11 protein-coding genes and 1 tRNA gene are annotated in these 16,326 nt (G+C 43.3%); 3 read left to right on the plus strand and 9 right to left on the minus strand.

What is annotated here, in order from left to right; all coding sequences use genetic code 11:
- The 3 genes from B5D55_RS03540 to B5D55_RS03550 all read left to right on the plus strand — a co-directional run bounded on the left by B5D55_RS03540 (window position 1) and on the right by B5D55_RS03550 (window position 5,027).
- On the plus strand, window positions 1-3,642 hold the full coding sequence (locus B5D55_RS03540; RefSeq protein ID WP_078932624.1) for a UvrD-helicase domain-containing protein: 3,642 nt from the start codon (window positions 1-3) through the stop codon (window positions 3,640-3,642).
- Between the two features lie 18 nt (window positions 3,643-3,660).
- Entirely contained in the window at window positions 3,661-4,569 is a 909-nt protein-coding gene (locus B5D55_RS03545; protein WP_078932625.1) for an RluA family pseudouridine synthase, read from the plus strand.
- Between the two features lie 373 nt (window positions 4,570-4,942).
- Window positions 4,943-5,027: transfer RNA gene (locus B5D55_RS03550), tRNA-Leu, on the plus strand.
- A gap of 90 nt (window positions 5,028-5,117) precedes the next feature.
- Here B5D55_RS03550 and phoU read toward each other — a convergent pair.
- From phoU to B5D55_RS03595, 9 genes are all read right to left on the minus strand, one after another.
- On the minus strand, window positions 5,118-5,762 hold the full coding sequence (gene phoU / locus B5D55_RS03555; RefSeq protein WP_078932626.1) for a phosphate signaling complex protein PhoU: 645 nt from the start codon (window positions 5,760-5,762) through the stop codon (window positions 5,118-5,120).
- Window positions 5,763-5,873: 111 nt separating this feature from the next.
- On the minus strand, window positions 5,874-6,647 hold the full coding sequence (gene pstB / locus B5D55_RS03560; RefSeq protein WP_078932627.1) for a phosphate ABC transporter ATP-binding protein PstB: 774 nt from the start codon (window positions 6,645-6,647) through the stop codon (window positions 5,874-5,876).
- Between the two features lie 2 nt (window positions 6,648-6,649).
- A complete protein-coding gene (gene pstA, locus B5D55_RS03565; protein ID WP_078932628.1) occupies window positions 6,650-7,471 on the minus strand; it encodes a phosphate ABC transporter permease PstA in 822 nt (273 codons plus the stop codon).
- A gap of 29 nt (window positions 7,472-7,500) precedes the next feature.
- On the minus strand, window positions 7,501-8,349 hold the full coding sequence (gene pstC, locus B5D55_RS03570) for a phosphate ABC transporter permease subunit PstC (RefSeq protein WP_078932629.1): 849 nt from the start codon (window positions 8,347-8,349) through the stop codon (window positions 7,501-7,503).
- Between the two features lie 177 nt (window positions 8,350-8,526).
- Window positions 8,527-9,390 carry a substrate-binding domain-containing protein gene (locus B5D55_RS03575; protein WP_078932630.1) on the minus strand — a complete coding sequence of 288 codons (864 nt, stop codon included), beginning with the start codon at window positions 9,388-9,390 and terminating at the stop codon, window positions 8,527-8,529.
- Window positions 9,391-9,517: 127 nt separating this feature from the next.
- The gene (locus tag B5D55_RS03580) at window positions 9,518-11,623 is read right to left on the minus strand and encodes an EAL domain-containing protein (RefSeq protein ID WP_078932631.1); all 2,106 of its coding nucleotides are present in this window, start codon (window positions 11,621-11,623) and stop codon (window positions 9,518-9,520) included.
- A gap of 102 nt (window positions 11,624-11,725) precedes the next feature.
- Window positions 11,726-12,694, minus strand: coding sequence for a reverse transcriptase/maturase family protein (locus B5D55_RS03585; RefSeq protein ID WP_078932632.1), 969 nt, complete (start codon window positions 12,692-12,694; stop codon window positions 11,726-11,728).
- Complete coding sequence (locus tag B5D55_RS03590; protein WP_078932633.1) at window positions 12,669-13,196, minus strand: HRDC domain-containing protein; 528 nt, start codon at window positions 13,194-13,196, stop codon at window positions 12,669-12,671. The genes B5D55_RS03585 and B5D55_RS03590 overlap by 26 nt, the downstream gene beginning before the upstream one ends.
- A gap of 931 nt (window positions 13,197-14,127) precedes the next feature.
- Window positions 14,128-16,269 carry an SUMF1/EgtB/PvdO family nonheme iron enzyme gene (locus B5D55_RS03595; protein WP_159446147.1) on the minus strand — a complete coding sequence of 714 codons (2,142 nt, stop codon included), beginning with the start codon at window positions 16,267-16,269 and terminating at the stop codon, window positions 14,128-14,130.
- Between the last annotated feature and the right edge of the window lie 57 nt (window positions 16,270-16,326).

A 16,326-nucleotide genomic window follows, 5' to 3' on the forward strand; every position in this document is an offset into this window, starting at 1 on the left:
ATGAAAGACGAGATGAATAAGGCCCAGTCCGGGGAACGGACGTTCGACGAAAACCAGAAAAAGGCAATCACCGTAAGCCGTAACGCAGTTGTAAGCGCAGGTGCAGGTTCGGGAAAAACAACTGTTCTTGCAGAGCGTTTTTCCTATCTTGTTACGGAAAAGCACTATAACGCAGACCAGATTCTTACGCTCACGTTTACAAAAAAGGCGACAGTCGAAATGTCGGACAGAATTTATAAAGTCCTTAAGAAAAAAGCACCTGAACAGGCTGCACAGTTTTTTAAGTCAAACATAAAGACCCTTGACAGTTACTGTAACTCCGTAGCAAAAACAGGCGCCCACCTGTACGGCATTTCCCCAGATTTTACGCAGGACGACGAAACAATCAGCGAACAGGTTTACAATATGGCTCTTCCGTTCATTCTGGAACACCGCGATAATTTTGCAGTAAAAACGCTTGTAAAGACAGACAGCTTTGATAAAATCGCCAAAGAACTTTTTGTTCAGCCGGTTCTTGAAAATTCCACCATATCATCGCCTGTTGATTTTGACGCGTGCATACAAAAACAGCACGAAGAAATACTGTGCGCCTGGAAAAAAAATGCCGCTCACGCAGATAAAACCGTAAACGCACTTTTAAACAGTTTCAATCAGTTTGACGGAAACAGGGATACGCAGACATACAGAACGCTTTACGCTGCTCTTGGAAAACCAGAAGCTTTTCCAGAAGTTCCTTTACTTTCTGCCGAAGACATTCAGAAATCTGACTCTGCAAAAATAGAAAGGTATGCGCTTTTCATAAACAGGCTTGAAAAACTTCCACTTCCGCGCGGAAAGGGCGTTGAAGAAATCAAGGACTGCCTGAACGAACTTCGTGTCGTTTCTCCGGTACTCATATCGCTTGTAAATTACGTAAGCGGCTTTTACATTACAAAAGAGCTCATTCCCCTGCTTCAGGAATTTCAGGAAAAAGTAAACGGATTGAAGCGCGCAACCGGAGTCCTTACTTTCCGCGACGTTTCCAGCCTTGCGCTGTGCATTCTGCGCGATCACCCGGATTTGCGCAAAATCGAAAAAGAAAAATACAAGGCGATTATGATTGACGAATTTCAGGACAACAATGCCATTCAGCGCGATATGCTGTTTCTTCTGGCAGAACGTCCTGAGCGGATGGAAACAGGCGTTCCGTCCGTAGAAGAACTTTGCCCGGACAAACTGTTTTTTGTAGGCGACGAAAAGCAGAGCATTTACAAATTCCGCGGCGCAGATGTTTCAGTGTTCCGCGCCCTTTCAAATGATTTTTCAGACGGAAACCTCTCGATGGCAACAAATTACCGCTCCCATCAATCGCTGATTGCCGCGTTCAATACGATTTTCGGAGGATGCGCGTTTCCGCCGGAACACGGGAAAAATGCGGCGCGCAGTGGAGAACAGGCGGAAGGAACGGAGAAGCAGCCTGCCGTATTCTACACAACGAAGGACGTTTCTGAAGGAAGACCTGTTCCCGAATATGAAGCCGTATACAGTGAAGTTACGCTTTCTAAAAGCGCGCAGGAAGAGGCAGAAACGCTGGGTATGGCAGAAAAACTGTACACGCCTCATATCCATCTTGCCCTGTACGATAAAAATCAGGAAGCATCGGACGGCTTTTTAACAGAAGAAGAAGCGGAAGCAAAATGGACGGCGGAAAAAATCCACCAGCTGATTACGGAAGGCGCAGACGGCGGAAAACCGGTAAAACCCGGCGACATTGCAATCCTTCTTAAAAGCTATTCACTTCAGCCGATGTACGAGAGAATGCTTTTAAACCACGGAATTCCGTACAATACAGAAACTGTAACCGGCTTTTTCTCCGACGGTCCGGTGAACGACATTTTTGCGTTCCTGAGACTTTGCGTATACGAGGAAGACTCGCTTTCCTACGCGCAGATACTGCGTTCGCCTATGGTAAACCTTTCTTCCGAAGAAACAAATGCAATCATTACCCTTTCACTTCCGCCTTTTTCGGACGACAGCGCCGTTCAGTCTGTTCTTGAGGAAGAGGCATTCAACCGCTATCTGCGCGCCGGCATTTTTTTCAACGAATTAAAATCATTTTCCCGTAACGAGCCGCTTACAAAAACAGTTACGAAACTCTGGTACGAAAGCGGCTACTGCTACGAAACAATGTGGAATCAGACAGTTTCAATGTACGGCAAAATGTACGACCTGATTTTTGAACTTGCCCGACAGTCAGAAGAGCAGAATATGAGCCTTGCTTCATTTGTAGACAGCGTACGCACCTATCAAAATCAGGCAGAAAAACTTGAAGGGATGGACATTCCGCTTGAGCAGGCGGACGGCGTTCACATTCTTTCTATTCACAAGAGCAAAGGACTTGAATATCCTGTAGTCTTTATCTGCGCAACGCACAAAGGTTCTATGCGCGACAGGAACGCGAACGCCGTCTATTCTAGCAAAGAATACGGAATTACCGTAAATACGCCGCCGTCTGCGGCTTTCCCGGATTCAAAATCAAACTATTTTTACCAGAAAACCGCAGACCTTGAAAAAGCCCGGCGTTATGCGGAACTGCGCCGCCTTGTGTACGTTGCGCTTACCCGCGCAAAAGACCAGCTTTACATTACAAACGGCAAATACTCATATACGGAAAATGCGACGGAAAAATATTCGCCCGGCGGAAACGGCGCGCTTGAGTCAATCTACAATGTCCTTGAACCAGTAATAAATTTCTACCTTTCAGAAGAATACAAAGGCGCAAAACCGTTCTCCGTGGAATACATTCCGCCTATGGAACGCACTTTTGAAAGCACTGCGCAAAAACGGAAGAACTCCGGCGCGGAAAAACAAAAGCTTATTGCCGAACTGAATGCAAACGGCACTTACAAAAATGCAGAAACAGTTGAAAAAGACGATGTTCCGCGCCTCTACCTTTCGCCAAGCCATCTGTACGGAGCGGACGACGAAACGTTCATTCAGGGAAGAAAAGTTACGACCGCGAATACAGCAGCCGCTCCGGAAAACGTACCTTATCCAGAAATCAACAGGATTATAGAAGAGTCAATTCCGGCTGCCGCAAAAGAAAACAGCGGAACCGGCGACGATTTTATAAGCAGGGAGCCGCGTTTTTCTCCGGCGGACTTTGGAACGATTGCGCATACGTATCTTGAGGCGGCAGTAAAGCAGACAGAACCTGTCGTTTCAAATACGGCAATCGCAGGAATTGCGGACAACAAGAAGAACCTTAAGACAGTCCTTGAAATCTGCACAGAAATGGCAGAGGCATTTAAAAAGTCTCCTCTTGGAAAAGAAGCTTCTTGTTCAACTTGGCACAAAGCAGAATATCAGTTCAAAAGTAGGATAGGGAAAAAAATCGTACGCGGAACGATAGACCTTGTGTTTAAAAGCGCAGACGGTTCGTACACGATTGTTGACTACAAGACAAACCAGACAATGAATCCGGAACTGTATTATGTTCAGCTTGCGTGCTACCGGCAGGCAGTTCAGGAAATGCTTGCGGTCCCGGACGATGTAAAAATCCGATGCGTCCTGTACTATCTTCGTTACCACAAGGAAATTGACATTACGGAAGAATGTTGCAGAACCGACATAGAAAAAAGCATTTCATCATTTGAAAATTGAACAAAAGGTGAATAAATTATGGAAAAAAACACGACCCGGTTCAAACGGGAAAACAAGCCTGATTTTGGGCGTGAAAAAATAACTCTTCTTTACGAAGATGAATACATTGCCGTCATCTACAAGCCTGACGGAATGCTTTCTGTTCCTTATCCTGGAAGCAGGAACAGGACGGCGATTGATACGCTTGAACAGCTTATGCGAAAAAAGGGAACGTTCTCAAAAAATCACAGACCGTTTGTAGTCCACCGGCTTGACCGCGATACTTCCGGCGTTATGATGTTTGCGCTTACGGAAAAGGCGCAGAAAAAAATTATGGACAACTGGCAGACGATTGTTACCGAACGGCTTTACCGCGCCGTTGCGGAAAATCCGCGTAATCCAGAAGATGCGCTTAGTGATTCAGGGCTTATTGATGATGAGATTGCGTATAATGCGCACAACATCGGTTTTGTACCTAAAAAGGGTGCCCGGCCGGCAGATACGCCGTTTACAAGGAAGGCTCTTCTGCACAAGCGGACTTTTTCAGGCAGGGAAGAACGGTCTGTTTATGAAAGAAACCTTACAGTAAAAAACGGACAGCCGCAGTTCAAGACGATTTCTGCACGTACGCACTACAAAATAATTGCACGCGGAAAAACACATACACTGTTTGAATTAAGCCTTGACACAGGGCGCAAGAACCAGATACGCGCGCACCTTTCTTCAAAAGGTTATCCTCTTGCCGGAGACGATAACTACCGCGCAAAAACAAACCCTTTCGCACGCCTTGCGCTGCACGCACGCACGTTGGAATTTACCCACCCTTTTACCGGCGAGCATAAGGTATTTGAAATACCAGAACCGGAAGAATGGCTGACATTCGTGCAGAACAACACCCGCCCACAAGAACAGTATCATCCGCGAAAAAAACAGCGGACAGTCAAATAACCAGTTTCCTACGAAACTGTCAGTTTAATGCGACTGCGCCATTTCAGCGGTTGCATTAAACCTTCTTATTGAATTGCACACCGCAGAAAACTTCAGTTTTCGAGGATTGCAATTCCGTCCGCGTAAGCGGACAGTCAAATAACCAGTTTCGTATGAAACTGTCAGTTTAATGCGACTGCGCCTTTTACAGCAGTTGCATTAAACCTTCTTATTGAATTGCACACCGCAGAAAACTTCAGTTTTCGAGGATTGCAATTCCGTCCGCGTAAGCGGACAGTCAAATAACCAGTTTCCTATGAAACTGCAAGTTTAATGCAACTGCGCCATTTCAGCGGTTGCATTAAACCCCTTTTTTCTATATTATATATCTGTCGCCGGGATGGTGGAATGGTAGACACAAGGGACTTAAAATCCCTCGGCAGTTAAATGCCGTGCCAGTTCGAGTCTGGTTCCCGGCAAAAAAAGGCATTTGAGATTTTTCAAATGCCTTTTTTATAAACAGTCAATACAGAGATAAGTAATCGCTTCAAGTGTTAATCAGCACTTCCCTAATTTCCGTTCAGCATAGTAACAACAGCTTCCGTAATGTTCACCGTGTGGTCGCCTATGCGTTCAAAATATTTGGCAATCATAAGCATTTCAAGCGCGCCCTCTGCCATTTTTTTGTCAGGCACTCCGCCGCCGCACATCATATCAACAAGTTCTACTTTTGCCTGCTGAAACAAAGAGTCAACGTCGTCGTCCATTTTCTGAACGGAAAGCGCAAGTTCCTTGTCACGCTGAACAAATGATGAGACAGCCATAGAAAGCATTTTTATAGTAATGTCAGCCATCTGCGCAATACTCTGATTTTTTTCGTTTGTAGTAAAATCTATATGGCGCGCTATTTCTGCAATGTCACTTCCCTGATCAGCAATGCGCTCCATATCAGTTATCATGTGGAGTGCCGCACTTATGGTACGCAAATCTCCTGCAACAGGCTGCTGCTGAAGCAAAAGCTTCATACAAAGTGCCTGAATGTACCTCTGCTTGGAGTCAGTTTCACGCTCGCACTGCATTGCAAGTTCAGTCATTTCCTTTGTTCCTGTAAGAAGCGCCTGCGTTGCATACGTAAGACAGTCCTCGCATTCTGCACCTAAAAAAATAAGGCTGTCATTCAATTCCTTCAACTGATTGTCAAAATGTGTTCTCATCAAAATCTCCTATAAAAAGTCCGCAACAAAAAGGATTCTGAATTCTTTTCATCACGTTGCTGTACGCAAACCAAAATTCTGTCCGCATCCGGCAAACTGAAAAGCGGAACATCAACCGAAACGTCCGGTAATATAATCTTCCGTCTTTTTATTACGCGGCGAAGAGAAAATCTGTTCTGTATCGCCGTACTCAATCATATTTCCCAAAAGGAAAAACGCCGTTTTATCGCTGATACGCGCCGCCTGCTGCATATTGTGCGTTACGATTACGATTGTAAACTGCTTGCGAAGTTCGTCCAACAGTTCCTCTATTTTTCCGGTGGAAATAGGATCAAGTGCGCTCGTAGGCTCGTCCATCAGCAGAACCTCAGGATTTACGGCAAGAGCGCGCGCAATGCAAAGACGCTGCTGCTGTCCGCCACTCATTCCAAGCGCGCTTTTGTTCAGCCTGTCTTTTACTTCGTCCCAGATTGCCGCACCGCGCAGGGATTTTTCTACAATTTCATCAAGTTCGCTTTTTTTCTTAAGTCCGTGAGTACGAGGTCCGTATGCAATGTTGTCATAAATACTCATCGGAAACGGATTAGGTTTTTGGAACACCATTCCGACGCGTTTTCTAAGGATATTAACGTCAATATCTTCAAACAGATTTTTTCCGTCAAGAAGAATTTCACCTTCTATGCGGCATCCTTCTACAAGATCATTCATCCTGTTCAGGCTTTTTAGCAGCGTTGACTTTCCGCAGCCACTTGGTCCGATGAATGCAGTTATTTCATTCTCGTAAATATCCATATTGATTGAATGAAGTGCCTGAAAAGAACCGTAGAATAAATCAAGGTTCTTGATTGAAATCTTTGCTTTTGCAGCAGAAATATTTTCTTTCATAATTACTTCCTTTTCATTTTCTTTTCGATTTGTGCTGAAATGCAGTTCAAAAGAACTACAAACAAAACAAGTACGACCGCCGTTGCATACGCCTGTTCCGTGCGAAGACCTTCACACCACAGCGAATAAAGGTGAACCGAAAGCGTCCGACCGCTTCCCATAAGAGATGACGGAATGTGCGCAACAGTTCCTGCCGTATACAGAAGAGCTGCAGTTTCTCCGATAATTCTTCCCACGCTAAGCACAATGCCGTTTATGATTCCTGGAATTGCCGCAGGAAGGACAATCTTAAAAACAGTGCGGAGTTTACCGGCTCCAAGACCAAAGCTTGCTTCGCGGTACATATCCGGTACAGAAAGAAGAGCCTCCTCTGAGGTGCGCATTATGACTGGAAGAATCATAATGGCAAGGGTGAAGCAGCCGGCAAGAAGGCTGAACTGCCATTTTAATGCAGTAACAAACAGAAGATAGCCGAAAAGTCCGTATACAATCGACGGAATTCCCGAAAGCGTTTCTGCCGTTATTCTTATTACGCGTACAAACTTATTTCCGCGCTTTGCATACTCTGCAAGATACACCGCCGCCCCAACGCCTACAGGAACAGCAAGAACAAGGGAAAGAATAAGCACAATCACCGTATTTACAAGCGCCGGAAAAAGCGAGGCATTGTCGCTTGAGTAGTGCAAGGCAAATAGTGACGGCGTAATGTGCGGAAGCCCCATACACAAAATGTAGATTATAAGTCCCGCTATAATAACAAACGTAATTCCCGCACACAGCCGTAGCAGAAACCGCAGCACTAACGACTGTTTTGTCTGATTCATATTTTCCTCCAGAACTACAATCCGCCGGTTTATTCAGCAGAATGTTTTGTCATCATGAATATGAAATTGATGACAAGAATGAAGAAGAACAGCACTACCGCCGTAGCAATAAGTGCTTCCCGGTGAAGACCTGCTGCATAGCCCATTTCAAGGACGATATTTGCAGTAAGCGTACGTATTCCTTTTGTAAGACCGTGCGGAAGAACAGCCTGATTTCCGGCAACCATAATGACCGCCATCGTTTCACCTACGGCGCGCCCTACTCCTAAAATAACACCGGCGATAATTCCCGATTTAGCAGCCGGAAGTTCAGCAAAAAACACGCTCCGTTCCTTGCACGCGCCCAGCGCAAGCGAGCCTTCAAAATACAGTGACGGCACTGCGCGAAGTGACGTTTCGCTTACAGAAACAATCGTCGGAAGAATCATAATTGCAAGGACGATTGAAGCTGCAAGAATGCTTGTGCCGCTTCCACCAAATACAGTGCGGATTACCGGAACAATCGCCGTCAGTCCGAAAAAACCGTATACAACAGACGGTATGCCGGCAAGCAGGTTCACGCCGTGCCTCATAACAGGATAGAAACATGCCGGGCAGAAACGAGCCATAAAAATTGCCGTCATAATTCCTACAGGAACGCCCAGAATAATTGCACCGGCAGTTACGATAATGCTTCCCACAATCATCGGGAAAATGCCGAACTGTTCAAGTTCCGGCTTCCATTTCAGCCCGAAAATGAATTCCGTAAATCCTATTTTATGCATTGCAGGAATACCGTTTGCAAACATAAAAAAACAGATGAGCGCAACCGCTGCAACGGAAACGCAAGCCGTAAGAAAGAAAATCATTTTCATAGAAAATTCTAATTTCGTTTTCATACTTCTGACTATAGATGTTCTTTTCAAAAACAAAGTAAGGGAATTGTTAAGATTATGTTAATTTTCTGCCGCATAAAAAAAACAGCAGTCCTTCCGGCACCTGTCAATACCTTTTGGACTGCTCAAAACCAGCTTATATTCCCTAAAAAACTCTTTTTCCGAACAACAGATTTCTATCTATTTAGTCTGGCTCCACTTTGTAATTTCGCCTGTATAGATTTTTCTGACCTGCTCTTTTGTAAGGTTTTCAGCAGGATTGTCCTTGTTTACGATAACTGCAATTCCGTCGATTGCGATTTTTGTTGCAGAAACGCCAGTTTCGCTTGATTTAAGTTCGCGGCTTGCCATTCCGATATCGCACACACCCTGAATTGCACTGTTTACGCCTGTTGTAGAATCACTCTGTGAAACTTCAACGACGATTCCAGGATTTACAGCCTTGAATGCTTCTGCAAGTTTTTCCATAACTGGGAATACAGAAGATGAACCTGCAACTGTTACTTTTCCTTTTGTTACATCAAACTTGTACGGAGCACCTTTCTGTACAGAGATGTAGCCTTTCTTTTCTACAATCGCCTGTCCGTCAGAAGAAACGATAAAGCGCATAAACTCAGCAGCTGCCGGAGAAAGTGAACTTTTGGTAATTACGTTGAACGGACGGCTGATTTTGTAACTTCCGTTCTTGATGTTGTCAACGCTTGCAACTGCACCGTCAATTTTAAGTGCCTTTACAGAGTTGTTCAAAGAACCGAGCGAAATGTATCCGATGGAAGAACCGTTGCCTTCAACAGAAGTGATTACAACTTCCGTACTGTTTGTAATATCAGCAGTATCAACAGTCATATCAACTTTTTTGCCCTGTGCATTATTTACTTCTACACCAAAAAGTTCAATGAATGCACCGCGTGTTCCGGAACCTGCTTCACGTGAAATTACAGTGATTGTGTCCTTAATTCCGGACTTCTTTTTTCCCCACGCAGAAACTGATGAAACGCACAGCGCACCGATTACTGCACACGCAACCAATCTAGTCATTTTCATATATAAACCTCCTATGAAAATCATCTTTCGTTTGTCTGGGTATACTCTACAGAATGTATGTCAAGATACCGTAAATGAAATGTTAGGATTATGTAAAAGAATTTTACATAATCCTAAAATCCATCCATTACTCTGCGCCATTCTTATAATGAAGGACAATGACTGTCAAATCATCCTTAAGAGGAATTCCTTCTGTAAAACAACTGAACGCTTCAAGAATATAAGACAGGACGGACTTTGCAGTTTTTCCCGTAGCCTTTGAAAACACTTCGGAAAGCGTACGCTCGCCCATCTCAAACCCCATAAGATTCCGGCTTTCAATAAGGCAGTCTGTAAAAAGCAGAATATAAGAATCTTTTTCAAGAGTTTCTTCCACAACCTTAAAATCTTCCGGAAGACCGTCAATTCCTATGAACGAACCTCGAAAATCGTCAGAACCTCCGCCTAAAGCGTGAACCGCCCTGTCTGCCGGTCTCCTTACAAGAACGTCAGGGTGTCCGGCATTTACATATTCGATTTTTCCGCCGTCAATGCGTAAAAAAAGCCCCGTAAGATAATTTTCAACAAGCCCTTTTGCATCTGTCAGAACTTTGTTGAAATTCTTTAACAGCGCATCAAGTGCTTTATCCTTGCAAGAAGAAAAAACCTGCTTTGCAAGATATTTTGAAAGAATCCCTACAAGCCCGGAGGCAACTCCGTGTCCGGAAACGTCAAAAAGAGAAATGCCCTTAAGTTCTCCTGCTTTTTTATCCATATAAAAGTCATACACATCACCGGAAACAGATGCCATCGGGCGGAAATAAAATGCACAGTCCCACAGCTTTGTTTCTGGCGGACTCTGACGGTAAAAGCTTTTCTGCACAAGTTCTGCCATCTTCATATCGCGCTGCTGAAGCTGCTGCTGCTCCTGAAGAATCCTGTTTTTGTACATAATTTCCTGCGTTTTGTCGGCAACTTCAATATTTACAATCGTATCGATGAGCGTCTTTATTGTAACAAGCCCCTTGTACATCCCGTTGCTTTCTACCACAACCGGAGAATACCGCGTAGTGTCATCGCGCGCCATCGCCTTTTTAGAAACTTCAGTCACCGCTTCGTTTTCGTCCACAGAAAGAAAAGTTTTTTCCATAAGTTCGCTGATAACCTTGCGCATGTGCAGGCTAAAGCCATATTGCGAACCAAACAAATCAAGGAAATTCCTGCGCGTTACTATTCCAACTACTTTTTTAGACATATCAACAATGACGGCAAGACTGCATTCCGTGTTCACCTGAAACAGCTGAAGCACGTCCGTAACAGGCGTTTCCGGGAAAAGCGTAATTCCCGGAATACAAAAATCGCCTATGCATATTTTCTTTTCAGAAGAATCTGCTCGTTCGGAACGAACACGCGCATCAGCTGCTTTTTTTGATTGTGAAGAACGTTTTGGTACAGATTTTTTCTCCATGTTTTCTTTCTGGGCTGCAAGCAGCCGCCGGTTCTGCTGATACGACGAAATGAACGCGTAGGGAATAGTGCCTGTTTTTGTAAACTGTTTTTCCGGAGCACCGATAAAAAATCCCTGACCAAAAGAAACATCAAGAGAAAGCAGCACGTTCAGTTCCTCTTTTGTTTCAATGCCGGTTGCAATCAGTTTAGAACCTGTATTTTTGCAGAATTCAGAAAGGCTTTTTACCATCGACTGACGGACTTTATCGCCGTTTATATTACGCACAATCGACATATCAATTTTTATAAAATCAGGATTTAAGGCACATATTTCCTGAATTCCGCAGTTTTCAGCGCCAACATTATCAAGCGCAATCAGATATCCTTCATTACGGTAATAATTTACAAGAGATTGCAGAACGTCTTTACCTCCGCGATTTTTCTGCGTAATTTCAATGATTACCTGTTCAGAATTCATAGCATATTTTGAAAGAAGATTTCTCATATAGTCTTCCTTAAAATAATCTTCTGACATTGAAAGCGGATTTATATTAATGAAAAGTTTTTTACGAAGTCCAAATGCCCTCGCAGTCTTAACAGCCGATTTACAGCACTGTTTGTCAAGTGCCCATACGCAGCCTTCTTTTTTTGCCTGCTCAAAAAGTTCCTCTACAGAAACATTACCTGCATCCTCGTCAAAACGGGCAAATGCCTCGTACCCTAAAACCTCTCCTGTGGAAAAAGAAACGACCGGCTGAAACACCGGATACATATCTTTCTGATTGATGAATTCTTCTGTTTTCATACAAGCACAGTAGAGAAAAACTGTTATCTTATCGTTACGTAAAAGTAAATAATTAGTAAATTGATGTAAATTTATAAAAAGGCAGGAAAGAGGACTGTCAAATCAGCACACCCTGGCAGCATACACTGCTTTTGTTCTTTCCACTGCTTTTTCTTCGGTGATTTTCCCCCTTTCAAAGGATTTCTGGATTTCTTTCAACCGATTTTTCATTCGGTGTTTTGTTTTGGAAAGCAGGAATATTCTGCTGGTGGTAATGCGCCAGCCTAAAAATGGTACTCCACGGAAAGTTTTTCCAAATACCGGGATTTTTAGAAAAAGGGCAAGTTTTTCAAGACAAAAATGGTCTACTTCGTCAAAAATGTTTTTTAAGTTCTTAACTGAATCGCCAAAAATCACCATATCATCCATGTAGCGCACATAGCCTTCTGGCTTCAGTTTTTCCAGAATAAAATGGTCAAGGGCAGAAAGGTAGAAATTTGCAAAAAACTGGCTTGTAAGGTTTCCGATGGGAAGACCTTTTTTTCTGCCTACTGAGTCGCCTTCAAAATCAATTTTATAAGAATCGATTACACCAAACAAAAGTTCAAGGCAGCGGGCATCTTTTATAATCCTGCACAAAAACTGCTTTAATATAGTGTGGTCGATGGAATCAAAATACTTTCTTACATCAAGTTTTAGAAAAAACTCAGAGCGCCCTGCACATTTAAAAGCATAACGAACCGCAGCGTGAGTTCCCTTTCCTTTACGGCAGGCATAAGTGTGAAAAATAAACTGCCTCTCAAAAACAGGTTCCAGGACATTCATTATTGCGTGATGTATCACCCGGTCGGGGAAAGGCACAACGCTTATCATTCGCTCTTTGGGGTCGTAAATCTTAAACTGAATATATTTTGAAAGAACAGGGGGACTTGCAATCATTCTGTCGTGTATTACCTGAAGATTTTTGTTTACATTGCGTGAAAAATTTTGAACAGATTTTTTGCTGGTTTTTCCTTTTCGGGCTTTAAGCCATGCAAGACGAAGATTTTCGTAATCAACAATCTGACTAAAAAGGGATGCTGTCCGCTTCATTCTGGGACTCTTTATCTGTGGCGTTTTGTGCTTCCGGGGATTTTTTTTCGTTCAAGATTTTTTGATATTCACTTAACAGTTCTTCTGCAAAATCCTTAAGCATTATGTTATTTGAATGAGGAAGGCTTTTTATTTCTTCCAGAGTTATGTCAGAGTTCTGAACAATTGAAGCAAGATGTTCGTCCTTGCAGACCATGTACGCTCCCACAAGGTGCTTTTCTTTTGAAAGTTTAGCCCGAAACTCTTTAAGCCTGTCAAAAAGTTCACGCTGTTCATCTGTTGCAAGGCTTGCACGCCAGTCAATTTTTTGGCGCCCGTTTTTTTCTCCAGGCTGCTGAACATCCTTATATTCAACAAGAATCTGAATTCCGCAGTTAGAACCGCTGTTTATGATATTTTCTACCGTGCGGATAACAACATGTGAGCGCAAAAAGTGATTGATTTCGTCACACTGACTCAAATTTCCAGACGCACTTATAAAAAAAGACTGATACTGTGACATTTTTATATACACCTATACAAAATAAAATATATATGCTAAACTGATTTTTGGAAGTGCCTGATTCTATGGCGGCGGCTCCCAAACTCAACTGGTTTTGCCAGAATTTGATTTTAGGGAGGCTTTGCGGAATGACTTTATACGAAATTTTTTCGTTGGCTATTAATTTAGCCATTCTCATTCTGACAGCCCTTTCTTACTTAAAAGATAGAAAGAGTTAAAAAGTAAAGCCGCCCTTTCGCGAAACAGTGGCGGCTTTATTTACAACACTGTGGAGACGACCGACAGAATCGGGCATTTCCATTTCTTTTAATATACCACCAACTCGCTTTTTCGTCAAATTAATAAAAAATCAATATAGCACAAAATAAAAAAGGCGGGCTTGATTTTTTGTGAGTTTTTAGCGAAGCGTTAAAAAAACTCACGGCTCGTGCAAACTAAACGTTCGTTTACATTCCAGTTTTCAGCACGAGCCACAGCACAAGTCCAGCAAAAGCATTTGCATTGTACGGAAAAACCATACCCTGCAGGCAAAAGTCCGGTTCTAAAAGTTTTTAAAGACGGATTACGGTTATTACCTGCCGCCTGTGTAGCTTTAAGAGCTGGAACGCACAACACGGAAACCAAGCACAATCATACGCACCTGCTTTGATTGTGTGTTGCGGTTGTTCGGGTTGTTGTTGTTCCGGTTAGAAACCTGGCAGTTGTTATCGTTGTTATACCAGGAACCACCGCGTTGTACGCGGTTAGAACCAGAAGACGCGCCGGTCTAAACCTTTTTATTCGGACTTAAGCCTTTTTTATTTTTATGCGACCGCGCCTAAAGGCGCGGCACTCAAAAAAAACAATTTACTCCACCGCCTTTATGTGCCGCTTTAGGCGGCACCGGCGGTTCCGTTAAGTGTTTTTTAGCCCGTAGGGCTTTTTTTTAAATTTATTTAGAACTGGAACGCACAACACGGAAACCGTAGTCGAGGTTGCGGTTGTACGGGTAGATGCCGACCCCGCCAGAAACCTGGCAGCCGCTACCGTAGCTACACCAGGAACCACCGCGTTGTACGCGGGTAGAACCAGAAGACGCGCCGGTGTCGGCGGTGCTGCTGTTTACAGTGCCGTACCAGTCGTAACACCATTCATACACGTTTCCGCTCATGTCGTAAAGTCCGTAGCCGTTTGCCTGCTTTGTCTTTACTTCTCTTGAACCTGTATCATTTGTATTTGTTGTATACCATGCTACATCATCTACAGTATTGCTTCCTGCATAAGTGTAGTTTTCGCCTCCTCTTGCAAGCCATTCCCATTCTGCTGCTGTTGGTAAGCGGTAGCCGTCGGCTTCTTTGTCATAAGTCAGTGCATTCCATGTACTGTTGCTGGATGTAGGTATTGAACTATAATCAAGATTTTCCCAATCTGTTACCCCACTTACAGAGTAACATGGTGTTAGGTTTTCTTTTAAAGACAGTTTGTTACAATATGCAATAGCTGCATACCAGTTTACATAATTTACTGGATTGTTAAGGACTGCATCCCCTGTAAGCTTATTTCCATCCTTATCATAAGCGTTTGCTGTACTTAGATCAGTTCCCATCACTTCCTTGAACTCTCCTCTTGTTACTTCGTGGTCACATACATACATATCAGAAATTGTAATGCTTCTTCCGCTTACAAATACTCTTGAACTTGGTGTCCAGCTTTCGCTTCCTGTGATGGTGGTTCCTGTTACTTCCACAAAGCCCTCTGGGCAGTTGCTTACGGTTGTATTTACAGATACTTTGTATATGCGTTCTCCACCCTTGTTTCCAAGTTCATCATAAGTTACAAAGGTATAAATGTAGTATGCCTTTGTACTTTCTATGTCACTGAAGGTTTTGTTTAAAGTTCCTTTATTTACTGTTATAGCCTGGCTTGGTTCGCTGTTGTTTGTACCATCGTTAGTTGTAAAGGTTATATCTACATGGTGGTAGTCTGCGTCGCCTGGTTCTGTCCAGTTTATAATTATAGAAGATAACTCGCTGGAATAAACTGCATTTATTCCTTTTACTTTTGCAGGTGGCGTAAAGTCAAAGTTGTCTATGGTTATCTGTTCGGCTTCTTCACGGCCTGCTTCGTCTATGGCGGCTACGGTGTAGGTTCCGTTTGCACTTTCGTCTTGAGCCGTAATGTCAAATGTCCATACTGCATTGTTTTCTGTTTCAGTTGCAGTAGCTGCAGTTTCGTCTGCAAGAAGTGTTTTTGCAATAAGAGAACCGTCTTTTTTCCAAACTACTTTTTTTACTTTACTTGCGGTTGTTATATTTGCTTTTACAGTTACTTTTGTGTTGCTCTTGTTTCCTGTGTAGCCGTTTTCCTGTGGTACGGATGCTGTAAGGTCAATTTTTAAAGTTTCTCCTGCATCTGTTGCAACTGGTGTTCCCGTTACGGTTACGCCTTCGCTTTTGTTTCCGCTTGTGTCTACGGTTTTTACGGTAAAGGTGTATTTAGTGCCGTTTGTAAGGCCGTTTACATAAGTTCCCTCTGACTTTGGAGGCACCATCATGCTGGTGGTATCAAGAGCCGGAAGCACTACGCGGTTAATCGGCTTTGTTCCGCTGTAACTTACTTCGTAGCCGTAAACATCGCTGTCAGCAGCATCTTTCCATGTAAGAAGTATTCGTCTGTCTTTTGCTTGAGCGGTAAGTTCTGTAACATTGGCAGGAGCAGTTTCATCTACCTTTTTGTCTACAATAATCGTCTTTTCTTTGATAGAAACCGTTGCAACGCTTACAGGGCTGTTTTCTATCCCTTCCTTGATTGCAATTGCCTTTACCGTTGCGTCTTTTGTAAACTCTACAATCTCGCTGTACTTTGTACTTTTTTTAGTCGGTAACGTTCCATCTGTTGTGTAATAGATTACAGCACCTTCTGTCGTTGTTGCCATTGTTACTTTTACACCATCGGCTGTTGCTTCTGATATAAAGGTTACGGCTGAACAATAGATTTTGTCTTTCCACTCTGTTTCTGTGTCTGTTTTACAGCCAAAGGCTGCAAGTGCCATAACCGTTGCCAAAATTACGGCAATCCATCTGTTTTTTTTCATAAAAACCTCTCTTTTATAGGTTTGACTTTTTACACCGCTTTGCAATAAAAAGAAAAG

The sequence above is a fragment of the Treponema porcinum genome (assembly GCF_900167145.1).
Lineage (GTDB): Bacteria > Spirochaetota > Spirochaetia > Treponematales > Treponemataceae > Treponema_D > Treponema_D porcinum.